The following is a 17987-nucleotide window of genomic DNA, read 5'->3' as shown; positions in this document are numbered from 1 at the left end:
AAAAACCGGATAGGGTGGGTGCAAATATTATGAACGCCAATGTACAAGGCACTATTTTAATCGTTGATGATATGCCTAACAATTTAGGAGTGCTGCTGGATTGTTTAAATGAATCTGGCTTTGAAGTGTTGGTAGCAGAAGATGGGGAAAGCGCAATCGAGCAGGTCAAATATGCTTCCCCCGATCTGATCTTATTGGATGTACTGATGCCGGGAATAGACGGGTTTGAAACTTGCCGCCGCCTCAAGTCCGAGCGGGCAACTAAAGATATCCCAGTGATTTTTATGACGGCGCTTAGCGATGGGGAAGATAAAGTCAAAGGGTTTAGCGTCGGCGGGGTGGATTATATCACCAAACCAATTCAACAGGCAGAGGTTTTAGCCCGCGTGACGACGCACTTGAGCATCCGCAACTTGCACTCAAAACTGCAACAACAAAACGAACGCTTGCAACAGGAAATCGTCGAACGCATCAAAGTCGAGAAAGAAATCAAACAACTCAATGAAAACTTAAAGCGCCGCACGATTCAGTTAGAAGCAGTAAACAAAGAACTAGAAGCTTTTTCTTATTCGGTTTCCCACGATTTACGCGCCTACGTCCGCAGACTTATGGCCTTCAGCCAAGTTCTACGAAACCAATATGAAAACAAATTAGACCCTCCTGGTAAAAATTACCTGCAACAAGTACAGGCGGCATCTGGGCAGATGAATCAATTGATTGATGGTTTGCTGCATTTGTCTTATGTGACGCGCAGCGAAATTTGCTTTGAAACTGTTAATTTAAGCAACATAGCGCGACAGATTGCGACTTCGCTGCGGCAAACCAATCCAGAAAGAGTAGTGGATTTTGTTATTGAAGAAGGCATCATCGTCCAAGGGGATAGGCGACTCCTGAAGATTATGCTGGAAAATCTGCTGGGCAATGCCTGGAAGTACACGGGAAAAAACCTCGTGTCTTGGATAGAATTTGGCGTTGCTAATAGCAATAACCAATTGCATAATACTGATAATGCCTTGTATTTTATTCGCGACAACGGTGTAGGCTTCGACATGGTTGACGCTGAAAAACTATTTGGCACTTTCGTGCGCCTGCACAGCGATAAAGATTATGAAGGAACCGGCATTGGTCTGGCAACGGTGCAGCGCATTATCCAGCGCCACGGCGGGCAAATTTGGGCTGAAGCAGCAGTAAATCAGGGGGCAACGTTCTACTTTACACTTTGAGCAAACATAAAAAAAGTAAATATGAAAAAACCAGAACAAAACACTATTTTAATTGTCGATGATATGCCCAATAATTTGGGAGCGTTGCTCGATTATTTGACCGATTTCGGCTTTGAAGTGTTGGTGGCAGAAGATGGGGAAAGTGCGATCGAGCAGGTGGAATATGCCTTACCAGATATAATTTTATTGGATGTACTGATGCCGGGAATAGACGGGTTTGAAACTTGCTCGCGCCTCAAGTCTAATCAGACTACTAAAGATATCCCGGTGATTTTTATGACGGCACTTAGCGATGGGGAAGATAAAGTCAAAGGGTTTAGCGTCGGCGGGGTGGATTATGTCACCAAACCAATTCAACAGGCAGAGGTTTTAGCCCGCGTGACGACCCACTTGAGCATCCGCAACTTGCACTCAAAACTGCAACAACAAAACGATCGCTTGCAACAGGAGATATGCGATCGGATCAAAATAGAACAAGAACTGCAAACGCGCACCGCCCAACTAGAAACCGCTAACCAAGAACTAGAAGCTTTCAGCTATTCAGTTGCCCACGACCTGCGTAACCCAATCACCAGTATTAACGGCTACATATGGGTGTTAGAAGAAGAATACGCTTCCCTGCTCGACGAAGACGGCAAACATTACTTGGAACGGGTACGTGTAGCAACAGAGCGCATGGAGCAACTAATCGACGATATCTTGCGCCTATCCCAGGTGACGAGCAGCAAGATGCAATTTGATACCGTTGATTTGAGTCACATAACCAAAGAGATTGCCATTTCTCTGCGCCAAACCTCAAACGAAAGAGAGGTCGAATTTATCATTGCAGAAGGCGTCGTGGCTCAGGGAGACGAGCCACTGCTCAAGATAGTCCTGGAAAACCTGCTCGGTAATGCCTGGAAGTACACCCGCAACAAACCCCGCGCTCGCATAGAATTTGGCGTCTTAAAACGGGGGATAGATACAGAATCTTCACTTCACACTTATTTTGTCCGCGATGACGGTGCAGGTTTCGATATGGCTAAAGCTGACAAACTTTTCGCTGCTTTCTGTCGCCTGCACGGCAGAAACGAGTTTGAAGGCACCGGCATCGGGTTGGCGACAGTACAGCGGATTATTCACCGCCACGGCGGGCAGATCTGGGCTGATGGGGAAGTCAATAAAGGTGCGACGTTTTACTTTACTCTGGGTTAGCGCCTCGCTATCACAAATTTTCTACCATAAAAGCTTGTAATAGGTTATAGGTAATGGGCAATTGGTCAAACTGCAAACAGTCCGACCCTGACCTATAACCCATGACCCATGACCCCCCCTTAAGCCATATTGTTTTCGATTGCCCAGCGTGCTAATTCTGTGCGATTGTGCAGTCCTGTTTTGCCCAACATATTTGATACGTGGCTTTCCACAGTGCGCTGACTCACGTTGAGTTCGTCCGCAATTTCCCGGTTAGCCAAACCCCGTGCCACATGCTGTACAACTTTTAATTCCGTCGGGGTTAACTGCACGTCAAACGGCACATGAATTCTCGTTGCTTCGTCTCCCTTGGCCTGATGCTGCAACAGGCGCGAGGTATGCTTGAGCGAGGATTCCACTTGCGCCACCAATTCTTCTGGTTCAAAGGGCTTGACCATGTAAACATCGGCACCCGTGTTCAACCCCTTGACCTTGTCTTGGCTTTGCCCCTTGGCGGAAAGGAATAAAACCGGAATCCAGCTGGTGCGAGGTTCTTCTCTAACGTGTTTGACGAAGGTATAGCCGTCCATTTCCGGCATCATCACGTCGCAGATAATCAGGTCTGGCATTTCCTGCTCGAGTACATCGAGTGCTTGGCGACCATTTTCTGCCGTGACTACCTCGTAGCCTCTAAATTCCAGGTAATCCTTAACCAGCAAAATCAGGTTCGGATCGTCATCTATTAACAGTAATCGTTTTGTATCTCTGATGCGAGTGTCTTTCATAGAAAACTCTTGGGAGCGTAGAAACGGGGTGATTCATCCGGTGCAGGAAACAAGGGCTGGGCGCGGTTTTAACCATTCCTGGCGGGGGGATAGGGAGAGGTACAGTCTCTATCCACTCCGTCATGCCAACGGCTGCTGCCATTGAACGAGAGCCGGAGTACGCTTACCCTGTACGGTGTAACGTTCGCGCTATCTTGTAGCGCGCCAAAGCGCGAGCAAGTACGCCAACGTTTAGGGTTTGTACAATCCAGAATGCACTGGAGTGAAGTACCCTGACTTGCGAGAGCTGAAGTCGGGGCTGCCGACAACAACTCAACTCAAGGACGGTCTTATTCGTCTTTTGGGTTTCCCGTCTCATCCGCCGTCGCCACGTTGGGAATACACTCAAGGTATTCGGGACTAAACCCGATGATGGTCTTACACAGCGTCCACAGGCAGCCGCCCGTCTTCCACAGGCAGTTTGATAGTTTTGCGACACCCCTTGTGGGTGTCCGAATAATTATCCGGCTATCCATCCCCACCGCTAACGGCGGATGGGGAATTCTGCCGCTCTGTTAACGTTCCGGTTCTAGCAGCCTTTAACTAGAGAAGCATTCGAGGGTAGGTCTTGGTTTAACCCTTGCCCTCAACGCAGCCCTTAGCCTGAGGCTGGTCAGCTACCTGAAACTGGGGACAAAGTCACCTGTGCTTCAGCCGGGGGTGCTGACAAGATCTCGCGGGAAGTTTGGCAACCCTGTGGCTTAAACCCAGGGTGGAACGGGGCACTCTGAATAGATCCAGAGTCAAAATGCTCCAGTCCTTGACCAATAAACTTCCCAGCGTTCTATGCATTCTACTGACACAGTGTATCCCGCAACCTGTGAGCAAGGTCACAACTGGTATGCGGAATTTAAGGTCAGTAGAATGCATAATAGCAAAGGAAGTTTAGTAGGAATACGGAAGTATGCTGTATAAGTGCAATGATATTATAGTGGGTTTTAATCTGGGAAGTTAATCAAAAACACTGGTTCTGGTAAGGGATGGGTTAAGAACGCATACTCCTCTACGATCCGATTGCCGATCAGATGTTCCTGGATAATCCGCTCGATCGCTTCCGGCGTTGCATTACGATACCAGACTCCATCGGGATAGACGACCATAATTGGTCCAGCGGCGCATACTCGCAAGCAGTTCGCCTTGGTGCGAAAGATACAACCCGGTCGCGTGTCGGTTGGTTTATCCAGTTTCAGTTCCACAAGACGCCGTTTGAGATATTCCCAAGATGCTAAACTCGCTTCCTTCGAGCAACATTGGGGAACTGTCTGGTCTGCACAAATAAACACGTGTCGCTCAATTTGACCGAGTCCCAAATTTTTCACGCACGCTGCTAAGGCGTTATCGTTTTTCGGCGAGCAAGTTTCTAAAGCTTCATCCGATGACATTGTCGCTAGATTCTCCTTCATGCTGCTTTTTGGGTCATGGGTCATGGGTCACCCTTGGTGACCCATGACCTATTATCAACATTATCTGTAGCAGACTGCGGCAAGACTTAGGTACTATCTCGCCAGAAACCCGGTTTCTGCGTCCTAAAAACCGGGTTTCTTGACCGCGTCCTAGAGGGCGTCATGAGTATTTATACTCTTGGCAATTCTTGCGATCTGTTAAGTTCGGGAACCCGTACAAGAAAAATTGTTGCGATCTCGTTCCACTCGTTTTAAATTAGCACTCAGGAGATGAGAGTGCTAACTCTCGGAAGGGAAGTGGGAATTGAGCATGGAGCTTCACCAATGACCCATGACCCATGACCCATCAAAATCTGTAGTCGGAGTATTGTTTGTATGGCAGCAGTATCTTTAAGCGTTTCTACCGTTAAACCGTTGGGCGATCGCGTATTCGTTAAAGTCAGCGCCTCGGAAGAAAAAACCGCTGGCGGTATTCTCCTACCCGACACCGCCAAAGAAAAACCCCAGGTGGGAGAAGTCGTCCAAGTTGGCTCTGGGAAGCGGAACGATGACGGTTCGCGCCAAGAAATGGAAGTCAAAATTGGCGATAAGGTTCTCTACTCCAAGTATGCCGGAACCGATGTCAAACTCGGTGGCGATGAATACGTCCTGCTTTCCGAAAAAGATATTCTCGCGATCGTTAGCTAATAGCTAATGGCTAATGGCTAATGGCAAGAACAGCTAATAGCTAATGGCTAATGGCTAATGGCTAATGGCTAGAACAAGGCAATTAGCAGTTAGCAATTAGCAGTTAGCAATTACCAATTACCAATCACCAATTATCAAAATCGTCGAAAACTATGGCTAAGCGCATCATCTACAACGAAAACGCTCGTCGCGCCCTGGAAAAAGGGATTGATATTCTGGCTGAAGCAGTTGCCGTAACTTTGGGTCCCAAAGGCCGCAACGTCGTGCTAGAAAAGAAATTCGGCGCTCCTCAAATCGTCAATGATGGTGTCACCATCGCCAAGGAAATCGAACTCGAAGACCACGTTGAAAATACCGGCGTTGCCCTGATTCGTCAAGCCGCTTCTAAAACCAATGACGCCGCTGGCGACGGTACTACAACTGCTACCGTTCTCGCCCACGCCATGGTAAAAGAAGGCTTGCGGAACGTTGCCGCTGGTGCAAATGCGATCTCTCTCAAGCGCGGTATTGACAAAGCTACCCACTTCCTGGTAGAGAAAATTGCCGAACACGCGCGTCAAGTAGAAGAAACCAAGGCTATTGCTCAAGTCGGTACGATTTCTGCCGGTAACGACGAAGAAGTCGGCAACATGATCGCCGAAGCAATGGATAAGGTAGGCAAAGAAGGCGTCATCTCCCTGGAAGAAGGGAAGTCAATGACCACCGAACTGGAAATCACCGAAGGGATGCGCTTTGATAAAGGCTACATCTCCCCTTACTTCGCCACCGATGCCGAACGGATGGAAGCAGTTCTCGACGAACCTTTCATTCTGTTGACCGATAAGAAGATAGCCTTAGTGCAAGATTTAGTACCAGTACTAGAGCAAGTCGCTCGTTCTGGTCGTCCCTTGCTGATTATCGCCGAAGATATCGAGAAAGAAGCTTTGGCTACCTTGGTAGTGAACAAGCTGCGGGGCGTGCTGAACGTCACTGCGGTTAAGGCTCCTGGTTTTGGCGATCGCCGCAAGTCTATGCTGGAAGATATCGCCGTTCTCACCGGCGGTCAAGTAATTACCGAAGACGCTGGCTTGCGCTTGGAAACCACCAAGTTGGATATGCTGGGCAAAGCCCGTCGCATCACCATTACTAAGGACAGTACCACGATCGTCGCCGAAGGTAACGAAAAGGCTGTTCAAGCGCGTTGCGAACAAATTCGCCGTCAAATGGAAGAAAGCGATTCTTCCTACGATAAGGAAAAACTGCAAGAGCGTTTGGCTAAATTGGCTGGTGGCGTAGCAGTCATTAAAGTGGGTGCTGCTACCGAAACCGAAATGAAGGACAAGAAGCTGCGCCTGGAAGATGCGATTAATGCTACCAAAGCAGCAGTAGAAGAAGGGATTGTTCCCGGCGGCGGTACTACCCTGGCTCACCTGTCTCCTCAAGTCGAAGAATGGGCGAATGCCAACCTCAAGAGTGAAGAGTTGACAGGCGCTTTGATCGTAGCCCGCGCCCTGGCTGCTCCCCTGAAGCGGATTGCTGAAAACGCCGGACAAAACGGTGCCGTTATTGCCGAGCGCGTCAAAGAGAAGGCATTTGACATCGGCTACGATGCAGCAAAAGGCGAGTTTGTCAATATGTTTGAAGCCGGAATTGTTGACCCCGCCAAGGTAACTCGTTCCGCGCTGCAAAATGCTGCTTCCATCGCTGGGATGGTGTTGACCACCGAATGTATCGTCGTTGACAAACCCGAACCCAAGGAAGGCGCTCCTGCTGGTGCTGGCGCTGGTATGGGCGGCGGCGACTTCGATTACTAATCTTTAATGGTTAGTAAGGGCAGGTATAGCACCTGCCCTGAGCTATGAAGTTGTCAATCTTTCAAGCCGCTTTTGGCACTTTTTTGAGTTAAATCAGCAGTTAAAACCCTAGCATGGCAAAGTCTTTAAGACTGCCATGCTAGCGGCTTATGATCAAATACAGCTTTTGCTCAAGCGTTAACCACAGGTATTGCGTGCGTTGTGTCAAAATATAAATAAAATGCACGCACTAAACGTCGCTTAGGTCATAACTGACTGCCAGTAGCCAAGCGAATCTGGGAGGTAAGCTGAGTGTCCGCCACCATCACAATTAGCCCTGATGAGATTAGGCAGATTTTTCAGCCGCGCAGGTCTAACTCTTCTCGTCTTTGGGAGCTTACTCAAAAGGCAAATGCCCTAGCGGTGATGGTTGAAGAGCATTGGGAGGAATTTCCTGACCCAAAGCGAGAATTGCTCGCAACCTTTGCCTATGAGGTAATTGAACCTCCAAAAGGTATTCAAGGAATATTCCTTGTCTTGGCAAACCGTCTTTATTTAGCTTGGATTGTGCTTAAAGGTGAGCAAGATGCTTTTATTGCTTATTCTGGTGCGTTTGGGCGTCTTATAAACGCAATTTTGGCTAAAATTGAACAGGAAGATATCGCTTATCAAAAAGCCCTATCTGATGCACTTGAAGAGGCTTTTGCCAATTTAGAAACTAGGGAAGCCATGACTGCGGAGGAAGCTTGTGAACGGCTCAGGCGAATTTCAGATCAAGCTCTCAGAGAACTTTGAGCGAGAGCAACAAAAGTTGATTCGCGTTCACTATCGCAAAAATCCCGCAGCAGCCGCTAAGTTTATCGAATTAATACAGCAATTCATTATTATTTTGAGTATTAATCCCCGCCCTCGTCCTCCTTTAGGACATTTAGAACCTTGGCCTAAAGGTACTAACTGTGCTGGATGGGAATTGTGGAAACTCGAATTTAAAATGCCTACACTTCGCGGAGCCGCCGGACAGGGGCGGCTTATCTATTTGATAAACACGGTACAAAAACAGGTGGTGCTTGTATGGATTTACACACATGCAGAGTTTGAGAAACGTCCACCAGATCAGAACTTAAAGCGTTTACTGGGGGAAATTATTGAGTCTGATAACGTTTCAGATGAAAGTAATAGTTCAACGCAACTCCAAGAAGGCGAGATAGCAGAGCAAGAAGTCGGAGATGAAGAATCAAGCGACGGTTGTAGTTCTGACTCTTAAATTATTCTCGTTTCTACTTTCTAGTGGAGGCTTTTTTATTGAACCGCTCCAGGCGCAGAGGACGCAGAGGAAGAGGAAGAGGTAGAAAGAAAAATTGACGAATTGAACAAACGAATTGAACAACTGGAAATAAAAAGTAAAAAGGAGGAAGACCTTGACGAACTCTAAGGGTGTAGAAAAACTGCTTGAAACGATTAAAAGGTCTAGCGAACATCTTCAAGAGTTGTCAGCTAAATCAGATGCTGCTTTGCAGAAAAACGAAAAGCTGGCAACAGAAACGGCGTTGGGACGCCCTCAGCGAAAATCTGCTTTGGAGGACTTTGTAGATGATTTGGTTCACCGTCCACCCAATGCCGAACAGATACGCCAGTTAAAAGAAGCTATTTTGGCGGAACAAAAAATCCTCTCTCAGATTTTAGAGTTGCTAGAAAAGTGGCAGAGTCAGGAATCTGTAACTGATGAAAAGTCAGTTAAGAATAGCTAAATCTAGTTTGTGTAGCCTCTAGATGAGGAAATATTTTGCAAGAATTGTTTTACTTCTGATGGCGATCGGAGCGATAGCATCTTCGATTTCTTAATAAATAAAGCGACCTTGTTCCATAACTTTCAGCATCAATTCATAAAATGAACGATATCTATAGGCACCCGGCAGTTTGCTCCCAAAGTGCCATGCTTCCCATTCTCCATCCTCAGAAACAACATCAGGAATTAACAGAAAAATATCACCGTCTCCGCTATTACTACTGATTTCTAGGGCTGTTTGTAAATATTCGCATCTTAAAAAAATAGGATCTTGATCTTCACCGTAAACAAAATATTTACTATCCGGCACAGAAGGTCTTTCCTCCGTATCTGGCAACCATACCCAGTCTTGATTTCTGGTTGCGAACCACTCTATTTCCTCTGTTGACCAAAGCTGCAAATCTGTCCAATCTGAGTTAGGCCAACCATTAGAAACCTTAAGAAATTCTCGGTAAGATGGCGGAAATCGAATTTTTAAGCGAGTTTCCGCTAAGACGATTTGGTCTTCTGATGCTCCGGGATTACCTAAGTATCTGGAGGCAAGGCTTTCTGGAGTCAGTTCCCATTTGTAATGTGCTTCACGTCCCTCAATCAGTTTGTGACTGAGTTCTTTAAGTAAATTTTTCCAGTTGTAGTTTGTCATGACTGCTTCAAAATCGACTCTGCTGTAATACCTAACCAGATGGCTCACTGTCACATATATTGCACCAATGCCCGCAGATAAGGCCATGATGGTGTCAAAAGCTATCTGGAGGGCTTTATGAAGGTTTTTAAGGAAGACTTTGATTGGGCGGCTTCTAGAGGGTTAATTACTCCCGAACAAGCCGATGCACTGTGGGAGGCATTGTCTGATAAAGTTAGCGATCGCCCCCAATTTAATTTTGCTAATGTCGCCTACTATTTTGGCGCGTTGATTGTAATTTCAGCCATGAGTTGGTTTATGACTCTAGCTTGGGAGTCGTTTGGGGGTAGCGGAATTTTTATAATTTCGAGTCTTTATGCACTTTTCTTTGTGCTTGCAGGTAGAACTTTGTGGTTCAACCAAAATTTGAAAATTCCCGGCGGACTGTTGTTTACTATAGCAGTTTGTATGACGCCGTTAGCAATTTACGGACTGCAAAGATGGACGGGAATGTGGCCTCAAGGCGATCCGGGTGCTTACCGAGATTACCATATTTGGGTCAAAGCTAGTTGGTTGCCTATGGAATTGGGGACTATTTTAACGGGTGTAATTGCGCTCAAGTTTGTCCGATTTCCATTTTTAACGGCTCCGATTGCCTTTACTTTGTGGTATATGTCGATGGATTTAACACCGCTGTTATTTGGTCAAACTGAGTATACTTGGGAGCAACGGCTAATGGTTTCTTTGTGGTTTGGAATCGCCACTTTAGTCGTTGCTTATTTAATTGATATCCGGAATCGGAGATGGTATGGTGATTTTGCCTTTTGGTTGTATCTGTTTGGGTTACTTTCTTTTTGGTTCGGTATGACATTGATGAGAAACGATGATGAGGTGCAGCGCTTTATCTATTGTCTGATCAATTTGGGCTTAATGTTGCTATCAGTGATTTTGAGACGGAAAGTTTTTATGGTGTTTGGGGGAATTGGTGTATTTAGTTATCTGAGTTACCTCGCCTACAGGATTTTCCAAGATTCTTTAATGTTCCCCTTTGCTCTCACTGTACTGGGAATATCGATTATCTATTTGGGGGTTTTATATCAGCGCAATAGCCGCTCTCTGGAGCGTTTATTCGATCGGTTGTTGCCCGCAGGTTTTAGGCGATTATTGCCGCGTGAGTAGCCAATCAAATCTCCTCAATTTATTGGATATTCCCTTGTGCCTTCTGCCTTCTTCTCTTGCTTTAATGTCAAGTATTTTTCAATAATTTTCCTTGCTGATTGGCTCAATAATACATCGTCGCCGGGTTGATAAAATCGAATTGAAACGATACCATCATTTGGTTGAGGAGTGCCAATTGCTTCGATTAAAAATACAGCGTGTTGATTTTGACGCTGCCGATCGTCAACGGAGTGCAATCTACCCCAATGATCGAACAAAAATTGCGTCGAAACGGCTTCTAAACATGTTTCTTCTCTAAGTTCTCGAATTGCGGCTGCTTCAGTTAATTCGCCTTGGTGTACCCCTCCACCAGGCAAGCTATAAACACCATTACTTTCTTCCACAATCAGGATGCCTGCTTTGGTTTCAACTATGGCAGTTCCTCTGCGTCTGAGGTGAATTTGATTTGCGTTGGGTAAGTTCATGGAACTGATTGGTAGATTAAAAGGGAATAGGGAACAGGCAATAGGCAAGAGTAAGGTTTAAGATGGGGATTTATACCCCACCTTAAACTTTCCACGTAATAGTTGTGGGGGGATCGCAACTCCCGGATACGGGAACAGGAAATAGGAAAAACTGTTCCCTATTCCCTCTTCCCTGTTCCCTTCTTCGATGATTCCTCTTGTTTTGTACTCTGTCCCACATGGCAATTTCGGAATCTGCGGCGCTGAAGCGCTACTACAAACGAACACAAGCGATCGCACTCCCCGGTCTATTTCAAACTTCTACGTTAATTTTGTCGGCAGCCATGATGGTCGCCACTTCTTGCAATAACTCGTTCTGCTCTTTTTGCAGCGCTTCTAATCGATGGGAAATTTCTGCCAATCTTTGCTTTTTATCCGGCAGAACTGGTTGAGAACTTGCCGGTGGTAAGGCGGGAACCGTCTTTTTATTCCCCGTTAATTGTTTTAATGCTAAATTTCCAGCTGCATTCAGGGATTTAGCGCCAATACCCAATAAGAACTGAAGTAATTTTATCGGCGCTTGCATCAGACTTCGCACGCCGATTTCGATTAGGTAACCCAGCCATTTGATCAGCTGCCAAATTAGCGCGATCGCAAACAATACGATCGCTACGCTGATAATCGGATGCTCGCTCATCCATATCAGTATCTCAAGTAACCTGAATACTGCCGGATGCTGTTGCAACCAATAAGTGGGGGAGGAAGCGATCGCTGTTTTCATAGTATTCAATATCGCACAAATGGGATGCTCGAAACTAGACTTTTGGTGAACTACCCCACCAATTCCTCGTTACCTCGGATTGAGGGTGGGGCTTCCAATTTCACAGGGGATAGCGTCTAGAAGATAGTCAAATCTACCCCCTAGCCGTCTTACATCCCCTCCGGCTGTGTCGCTAGTTCCTAACGACAATATCCGCAAGGCTTCATTTCTAATGTTTTTTGCTGCATTGACATCACGGTCGTGTTTAGTTTGACAATGCTCGCAAGTCCAAACTCTGACATCAAGAGGCAAACTACTGACTTGATTCAGGCAGACATGACAAGTTTTAGAGCTGGGGAAAAATCTATCTATCTCTATATAAGTTTTTCCTTCTCTTTCTGTCTTGTATTTGAGCATTGTACAAAATTGACCCCAACCCACATCGCTAATTGCTTTAGCCAAATTGTGGTTTTTGACCATGCCTTTGATCTTGAGATTTTCTACCGCGATCGCTTGGTTTTCGTTAACTATCTTGCGGGATAGCTTGTGTAGAAAATCTTCACGGCATCGAGCTATTTTCGAGTGAACTTTAGCAACAATTCTTTTAGCTTTGTTTCTACTATTGCTCCCTTTTTTCTGGCGAGATAAACTTTGCTGTTTTTTCTTTAATTTTTTAGCTTGTTTAGCAATATGTCTAGGATTGTCGTATTTGCTTCCATCGCTGGTTATAGCAAAATGATTTAGTCCTAAATCAATTCCAATAACTTTACCTTCACACTTTGAAATTGGTGTTTCCTTGCCATCCTCAACTAAAACGGACGCATAATATTTTCCGTCCGGATTTTTTGAAATGGTCACAGTCTTGATAGTTCCCTCAAAATCTCTGTGACGACGACAATAAATCAGTCCTATTTTTTTATCTAATTTAAGGTAATCGCCTTCAAATTTTACATTTTGAGGATAGCTAATTGATTGCCTACCATGCTTCGATTTGAACCGAGGAAGTTTAGCCCGTTTCTCGAAAAAGTTCTGATAAGCTGTGGATAAGTTCAAGGCAACAACCTGTAAACATTGGGAGTAGGCATCCGTGAGCCAAGGATATTCTTTTTTGAGTTGAGGTAATAATCCTTGGATATATTTTCTGGACAATCCTTTTCCTGTTGCATGATAAGTTTGTTGACATAAATTTAGACTATAGTTCCAATACCACCTGCAACAGCCAAAAGCTTTAGCCAAGGCTATTTGTTGCTCGGTATTAGGATAAATTCTAAATTTATACGCCTGATACATTATCGCCTTGATAGGTTGACGATAAGATTATCACACAAGTCTGGGAGAATGTGGTGCGAAGCTGTTTATTTTATTGGTCGCCATTCATCCCCACCCGTCATTAGGGATGGGGAATTCTGGCGACATTAGGTTAAAGGAATCTGAATTTGGGTTTTCCGCTATTGTATCCTCTGAGAAAACGCGATCAATCTCTGGGAGCAACTCGAACGTGTACTTAAAATTCTGCGCCGCCGCTGCTATAGCCACCCCTTTTTCCCTAGCAACTACAGCCTTAGCAGCAAACCCCTCACTACGTCAAGCGTTACCCACCTACCAAGTTACGATGGTACACAATACTTTCTCCCCCTTGTCTCCCTCGTCTACATTAGTTGCTCAAACTAGCTGGAAGGAGTTTTCTTCTTCAGAGGGGAAGTTCGCTATCTCGATGCCTGGTACTCCCAAGCAGGAGACAGAAACCGATGAAGATGGTTTAACCTCCCACTCGTTTACCGTCGAACTGCAAAATCCAGACAGTGCATACCTAGTAACTTACTACGATGTGCCTGAAGTTGCTAAAGCTACGCCAGAGCAAGTTAAAGAACTCCTCGATGGTACGCCGGATGCGTTTGCTAAGGGGGGCAATGCTAACTTGACGCGAGCGCAAAATATTATCCTCGATGGCAACCCAGGCAGAGAATTTGAATTCACCTCCTCTGAAGGTTTTTCCGGCAAGGGACGAGTCTATCTGGTGCAGCAACGACTATTTTTAGTCGTGGCAATTGCACCTCAAACACAAAGCATTCAACGCTTTCTAGACTCGTTCCGCCTGCTATAGAAATCCTCAATGATTCCTGAATTCTTCTTCTCTCTTCTCCTTCCTTCCTTCCTTTGCGTTCTAATTCGCTACCCTTGAATCGCTCTTGCGCATCCGCGCCGCTGCGCGAACGCTAACGCGTCTTGGCGGTTAATTAAAACAAATCCAAATCCGTCACGGCACCAATACTGCTCGAGGATACCAATTTGGCATATTTCGCCAGTACACCCGTTGTATAGCGCGGTTTGGGAGGTTGCCATGCAGCGCGACGCCGTTCTAATTCCTCATCGCTAACGTGCAGGTGCAACAAACGTTGGTTGGCATCGATGGTAATCCTATCGCCTTCTTGCACTAGCGCGATCGCTCCTCCCACCGCCGCTTCTGGTGCGACGTGTCCCACAACCATTCCGTATGTCCCGCCAGAAAAGCGTCCATCGGTAATTAATCCTACCGAGTCTCCCAGTCCTGCACCGATAATTGCTGATGTCGGTGCGAGCATTTCCCGCATTCCTGGGCCACCTTTCGGGCCTTCGTAGCGAACGACAATTACGTCTCCCGCGTGAATTTTCCCCGCTAGAATCGCTTCTAGGCAGGATTCCTCGGATTCATAGACTCTCGCAGCGCCGGTAATTTGTGGCTTTTTAATCCCGGTAATTTTTGCTACAGCCCCTTCCGTTGCCAAGTTTCCTTTCAAGATTGCTAAGTGTCCTTGGGAATACATGGGATTGTTCCAAGGACGGATAACATCTTGGTCTGCGGGGGGTTCATCCGGCACGTTGGCTAGTACTTCGGCGATGGTTTGACCCGTAATAGTCAGGGCATCCCCGTGTATCAAATTATGCCGTAACAGCATTTTCATCACTTGGGGAATGCCGCCTGCTTTGTGCAAGTCTGTTGCTACGTACCTACCAGATGGTTTTAAATCGCACAAAACGGGGACGCGGGCGCGGATGGTTTCAAAGTCGTCCAAGGTTAATTCGACACCAGCAGCGCGAGCGATCGCTAAAAAGTGCAATACGGCGTTGGTCGAGCCACCGACTGCCATAATGACGGAGATGGCATTTTCGATTGATTTGCGGGTAATAATTTGACGGGGCAGAATTTGGTTGCGAATTGCCTCGACTAAAATCTTTCCAGATAGTTCGGTACTTTCTGCTTTTTCTTCATCTTCGGCTGCCATTGTGGAAGAATAAGGCAAGCTCATGCCCAATGCTTCAAACGCACTTGACATGGTATTGGCAGTAAACATGCCGCCGCAGGAACCAGCACCGGGACAAGCACGACGTTCGACTTCGATCAGTTCGGTTTCGTCGATTTTGCCAGCGCTATATTGTCCTACTGCTTCAAAGGCGCTGACGACGGTTAAATCGCGTCCGTTGTAGTGACCGGGTTTGATTGTACCGCCATAGACGAAAATAGCAGGGATATTCATGCGCGCGATTGCGATCATCGCCCCTGGCATATTTTTATCGCACCCGCCAATCGCCAAAACGCCGTCCATACTCTGACCCTTACAAGCGGTTTCGATGGAATCGGCAATTACTTCCCGCGATACTAGGGAATATTTCATCCCTTCGGTTCCCATCGAGATGCCATCGCTGATGGTAATCGTACCGAATACTTGGGGCATGGCTCCCGCGTTGCGAAGTCCTGATTCTGCCCGCGCTGCCAGCTGGTTGATCCCCATATTGCATGGGGTGATCGTACTATAGCTGTTGGCAACACCGACAATCGGTTTGGTGAAATCAGAGTCGGTAAAACCAACGGCGCGCAGCATGGCGCGGTTAGGCGATCGCTGCACCCCTTGAGTAACAACAGAACTTCTAAGATTGTCAGACATTCTTAAACCTTCTTAGAGAATTAATAATTTTGCATTTTGAGTTTTGAGTTAGATTCAGAATTTAGATCTGAGAACTCAGAACTAACCCAACACGCTCTACCCTAGTTTGGTAGGGATCGCTATGGCAACAGCGATGGCGCAACTGCAACACAACCCCATACAGGATGGGAAAAGCCGTTTTCTGGGCATCTTTAGTAATAGGTAGACCTCCAACAAGCTACCCTTGGTTTTCACGGCACTATAACGAGCAGAGTGCCATTTTTCATTTTCTCAGAATGATGCACTGTTGTTTGATATGAGCAACTAACCCAGGTGCGATTTCTGTGGATGAGAAAGTAAGTAATGGAAACCATAACCAGACAAACTAATCTGAAGGAACTGTGAGGCTATCTAGATGGATGCCAACGAACTGTTGACGCGATATGCTGCCGGAGAGAGGGATTTTCGGGAAATCAAGCTGCATGGAGTTTCTTTAATCGGTGCTGATTTGAGCGAGATTAACATGCGCGGCGCCGATTTAAGCGAAGCGAATTTAATCGGCGCCTCGTTAGTAGGCGCTAACCTGCGGGAAGCCAACCTGCGGGGAGCCAACCTGCGAGCGAACCTGAGCGAGGCGAATCTGATTACTGCTAACCTGAGCGAAGCGAACCTGATAGCAGCCAACCTGCGGGAAGCTAGCCTGCGAGGAGCTAGCTTGGTCAAGTGTACCCTAATGGGAGCGAACCTGAGCGATGCGAATCTGAGCGAGGCGAACCTGCGCGAAGCTAATTTAAGCAGAGCCAAAATGATTGATGTACCCCTGTGTCGAGCCAACCTGACAAAGGCTATCTTGAGCGGCGCCATTCTGGAGGGAGCTAACCTAACAAACGCCGTTTTGATTGGGGCGATTTTAGAAGAAGCCAATCTCACGAATGCCATTCTTCACGGCGCTATTTTGGAAAATGCTAATTTGAGTGGAGCCGATCTGAGTCGGGCCAAAATCAGCGGTACTAACTTGAGTGGCGCTTGTTTGAGTAAAGCCAATTTGCGAGGAGCGAACATGAGTTGGTCGAGCTTGCGCGGTGCAGATTTGCGCGGTGCTAACTTGTTTAGAACGAAACTCGGCTGGTCTAACCTCAGTGGCGCTAACTTAACAGAGGCGATCATGATTGAAGCCAACCTCAATCATACTAACCTCCGCAACACCGACCTACGCTGGGCAATTATGCCCGATGGCAGAACTCACGAATAAATTTATTAACATCAAGGGTGCATGACTAGGCCAATCTAACCGCCAAATCAACTCGGACAAAAGCTTTAGGGCGCGCGCATCTATGGGATAATTCACAGTATTCCCTGGTGGAAAAACGGTCGAGTTACAAAGGTGATGCTCGTGGAGGGTTAAAGCTTTAGGCAGCACCAGTTGAAGCGATAAAAGAGTAAAAGGTTGATGGGGTTTTTCCGCGTTTTTCCGATGAAATTATAACTGCAAAATCCAACGCCTCAGAGGGGCTTGTTGGGGCAGAAGGTAAAAATGAACAATATCTATCTGCTTTTATCTGCTGTTAAAAATCTCAAAAACTCAGTTGGCTCAAATACACGGTGGGGGCAAGGCATCAACTAGACTTTGACTTATGACAGAGATTGAGCCATGCCTTGCCCCTACTCTACAAAAACGAGGCACGGCATCAACTAGACTTTGACTTATGACAGAGATTGAGCCATGCCGTGCCCCTACTCTACAAAAACGAGGCACGGCATCAACTACACTTTGACTTATGACAGAGATTGAGCCATGCCTTGCCCCTACTCTACAAAAACGGGGCACGGCATCAACTACACTTTGACTTATGACAGAGATTGAGCCATGCCGTGCCCCTACTCTACAAAAACGGGGCACGGCATCAACTAGACTTTGACTTATGACAGAGATTGAGCCATGCCGTGCCCCTACTCTACAAAAACGCGGCACGGCATCAACTAGACTTTGACTTATGACAGAGATTGAGCCATGCCGTGCCCCTACTCTACAAAAACGCGGCACGGCATCAATTAAGTAGGTGAATATAAATAAACTCACCACAATGGCGGGGGGGGCGCCCCCCCCCCCAAAAAATGAAGGGTTTTTGGGGGGGGGGGGGCGCCCCCCCTCCCTCGGGTGAGGACAAATCCCCATACTCGCTTACACCCCAGAAATCCAACTGCCTCCCCCT

At 46.7% G+C, this 17987-nt stretch carries 19 protein-coding genes; 10 read left to right on the top strand and 9 right to left on the bottom strand.

The features are described 5' to 3' along the window. The first annotated feature begins 29 nt into the window (after positions 1-29). Both MiSe_RS31105 and MiSe_RS31100 read left to right on the top strand, forming a co-directional pair. Complete coding sequence (locus MiSe_RS31105) at positions 30-1223, top strand: response regulator (protein WP_226587479.1); 1194 nt, start codon at positions 30-32, stop codon at positions 1221-1223. Between the two features lie 21 nt (positions 1224-1244). After that, a complete protein-coding gene (locus tag MiSe_RS31100) occupies positions 1245-2417 on the top strand; it encodes a response regulator (RefSeq protein ID WP_226587478.1) in 1173 nt (390 codons plus the stop codon). Between the two features lie 119 nt (positions 2418-2536). On the opposite strand, the gene MiSe_RS31095 is transcribed toward MiSe_RS31100, so the two are convergent. The 3 genes from MiSe_RS31095 to MiSe_RS31085 all read right to left on the bottom strand — a co-directional run bounded on the left by MiSe_RS31095 (position 2537) and on the right by MiSe_RS31085 (position 4602). Then, positions 2537-3181, bottom strand: a complete 645-nt coding sequence (locus MiSe_RS31095) for a response regulator transcription factor (protein WP_226587477.1) — start codon at positions 3179-3181, stop codon at positions 2537-2539. A 329-nt stretch (positions 3182-3510) separates the two neighbouring features. After that, complete coding sequence (locus MiSe_RS31090; RefSeq protein WP_226587476.1) at positions 3511-3696, bottom strand: hypothetical protein; 186 nt, start codon at positions 3694-3696, stop codon at positions 3511-3513. A gap of 462 nt (positions 3697-4158) precedes the next feature. After that, positions 4159-4602: a (2Fe-2S) ferredoxin domain-containing protein gene (locus tag MiSe_RS31085; RefSeq protein ID WP_226587485.1), complete on the bottom strand. Its 444-nt coding sequence runs from the start codon at positions 4600-4602 to the stop codon at positions 4159-4161. Positions 4603-4998: 396 nt separating this feature from the next. Between MiSe_RS31085 and groES the strand changes: the two genes are divergently transcribed. The 5 genes from groES (at position 4999) to MiSe_RS31060 (ending at position 8830) form a co-directional block, all read left to right on the top strand. Continuing rightward, positions 4999-5310 carry a co-chaperone GroES gene (groES, locus tag MiSe_RS31080; RefSeq protein ID WP_226587475.1) on the top strand — a complete coding sequence of 104 codons (312 nt, stop codon included), beginning with the start codon at positions 4999-5001 and terminating at the stop codon, positions 5308-5310. A gap of 152 nt (positions 5311-5462) precedes the next feature. Continuing rightward, on the top strand, positions 5463-7103 hold the full coding sequence (gene groL / locus MiSe_RS31075; protein ID WP_226587474.1) for a chaperonin GroEL: 1641 nt from the start codon (positions 5463-5465) through the stop codon (positions 7101-7103). Positions 7104-7508: 405 nt separating this feature from the next. Continuing rightward, positions 7509-7877 (top strand): hypothetical protein, encoded by a 369-nt coding sequence (locus MiSe_RS31070; protein WP_226587473.1) that lies wholly within the window; start codon positions 7509-7511, stop codon positions 7875-7877. After that, complete coding sequence (locus MiSe_RS31065) at positions 7831-8346, top strand: hypothetical protein (protein ID WP_226587472.1); 516 nt, start codon at positions 7831-7833, stop codon at positions 8344-8346. Before MiSe_RS31070 ends, MiSe_RS31065 begins: the two co-directional genes overlap by 47 nt. Positions 8347-8500: 154 nt before the next feature. Then, complete coding sequence (locus MiSe_RS31060) at positions 8501-8830, top strand: hypothetical protein (protein WP_226587471.1); 330 nt, start codon at positions 8501-8503, stop codon at positions 8828-8830. 90 nt (positions 8831-8920) lie between these two features. On the opposite strand, the gene MiSe_RS31055 is transcribed toward MiSe_RS31060, so the two are convergent. Continuing rightward, positions 8921-9511 carry an SMI1/KNR4 family protein gene (locus MiSe_RS31055; protein ID WP_226587470.1) on the bottom strand — a complete coding sequence of 197 codons (591 nt, stop codon included), beginning with the start codon at positions 9509-9511 and terminating at the stop codon, positions 8921-8923. 117 nt (positions 9512-9628) lie between these two features. Between MiSe_RS31055 and MiSe_RS31050 the strand changes: the two genes are divergently transcribed. Next, positions 9629-10669: a DUF2157 domain-containing protein gene (locus tag MiSe_RS31050; RefSeq protein ID WP_226587469.1), complete on the top strand. Its 1041-nt coding sequence runs from the start codon at positions 9629-9631 to the stop codon at positions 10667-10669. A 14-nt stretch (positions 10670-10683) separates the two neighbouring features. On the opposite strand, the gene MiSe_RS31045 is transcribed toward MiSe_RS31050, so the two are convergent. The 3 genes from MiSe_RS31045 to MiSe_RS31035 form a co-directional block, all read right to left on the bottom strand. Further along, positions 10684-11133 (bottom strand): NUDIX domain-containing protein, encoded by a 450-nt coding sequence (locus MiSe_RS31045; RefSeq protein WP_226587468.1) that lies wholly within the window; start codon positions 11131-11133, stop codon positions 10684-10686. A gap of 292 nt (positions 11134-11425) precedes the next feature. Continuing rightward, positions 11426-11893: a hypothetical protein gene (locus MiSe_RS31040; RefSeq protein ID WP_226587467.1), complete on the bottom strand. Its 468-nt coding sequence runs from the start codon at positions 11891-11893 to the stop codon at positions 11426-11428. Between the two features lie 69 nt (positions 11894-11962). Then, positions 11963-13162: an RNA-guided endonuclease InsQ/TnpB family protein gene (locus MiSe_RS31035; protein ID WP_226587466.1), complete on the bottom strand. Its 1200-nt coding sequence runs from the start codon at positions 13160-13162 to the stop codon at positions 11963-11965. A 208-nt stretch (positions 13163-13370) separates the two neighbouring features. Between MiSe_RS31035 and MiSe_RS31030 the strand changes: the two genes are divergently transcribed. Continuing rightward, positions 13371-13976 (top strand): hypothetical protein, encoded by a 606-nt coding sequence (locus MiSe_RS31030; RefSeq protein ID WP_226587465.1) that lies wholly within the window; start codon positions 13371-13373, stop codon positions 13974-13976. Between the two features lie 133 nt (positions 13977-14109). Here the strand turns inward: MiSe_RS31030 and ilvD are convergent, their stop codons facing one another. Then, positions 14110-15795, bottom strand: coding sequence for a dihydroxy-acid dehydratase (ilvD, locus tag MiSe_RS31025; protein WP_226587464.1), 1686 nt, complete (start codon positions 15793-15795; stop codon positions 14110-14112). Between the two features lie 394 nt (positions 15796-16189). On the opposite strand from ilvD, the gene MiSe_RS31020 reads away from it, so the two are divergent. Then, on the top strand, positions 16190-17026 hold the full coding sequence (locus tag MiSe_RS31020) for a pentapeptide repeat-containing protein (RefSeq protein ID WP_226587463.1): 837 nt from the start codon (positions 16190-16192) through the stop codon (positions 17024-17026). Between the two features lie 339 nt (positions 17027-17365). Here MiSe_RS31020 and MiSe_RS31015 read toward each other — a convergent pair whose 3' ends face one another. Then, a complete protein-coding gene (locus MiSe_RS31015; protein WP_226587462.1) occupies positions 17366-17857 on the bottom strand; it encodes a hypothetical protein in 492 nt (163 codons plus the stop codon). Positions 17858-17987: the final 130 nt, after the last annotated feature.

Origin of the sequence: Microseira wollei NIES-4236, assembly GCF_020521235.1 — a bacterium.
Taxonomy (GTDB): Bacteria; Cyanobacteriota; Cyanobacteriia; order Cyanobacteriales; family Aerosakkonemataceae; genus Microseira; species Microseira wollei.
This window is presented reverse-complemented; position numbering and strand designations above follow the sequence as displayed.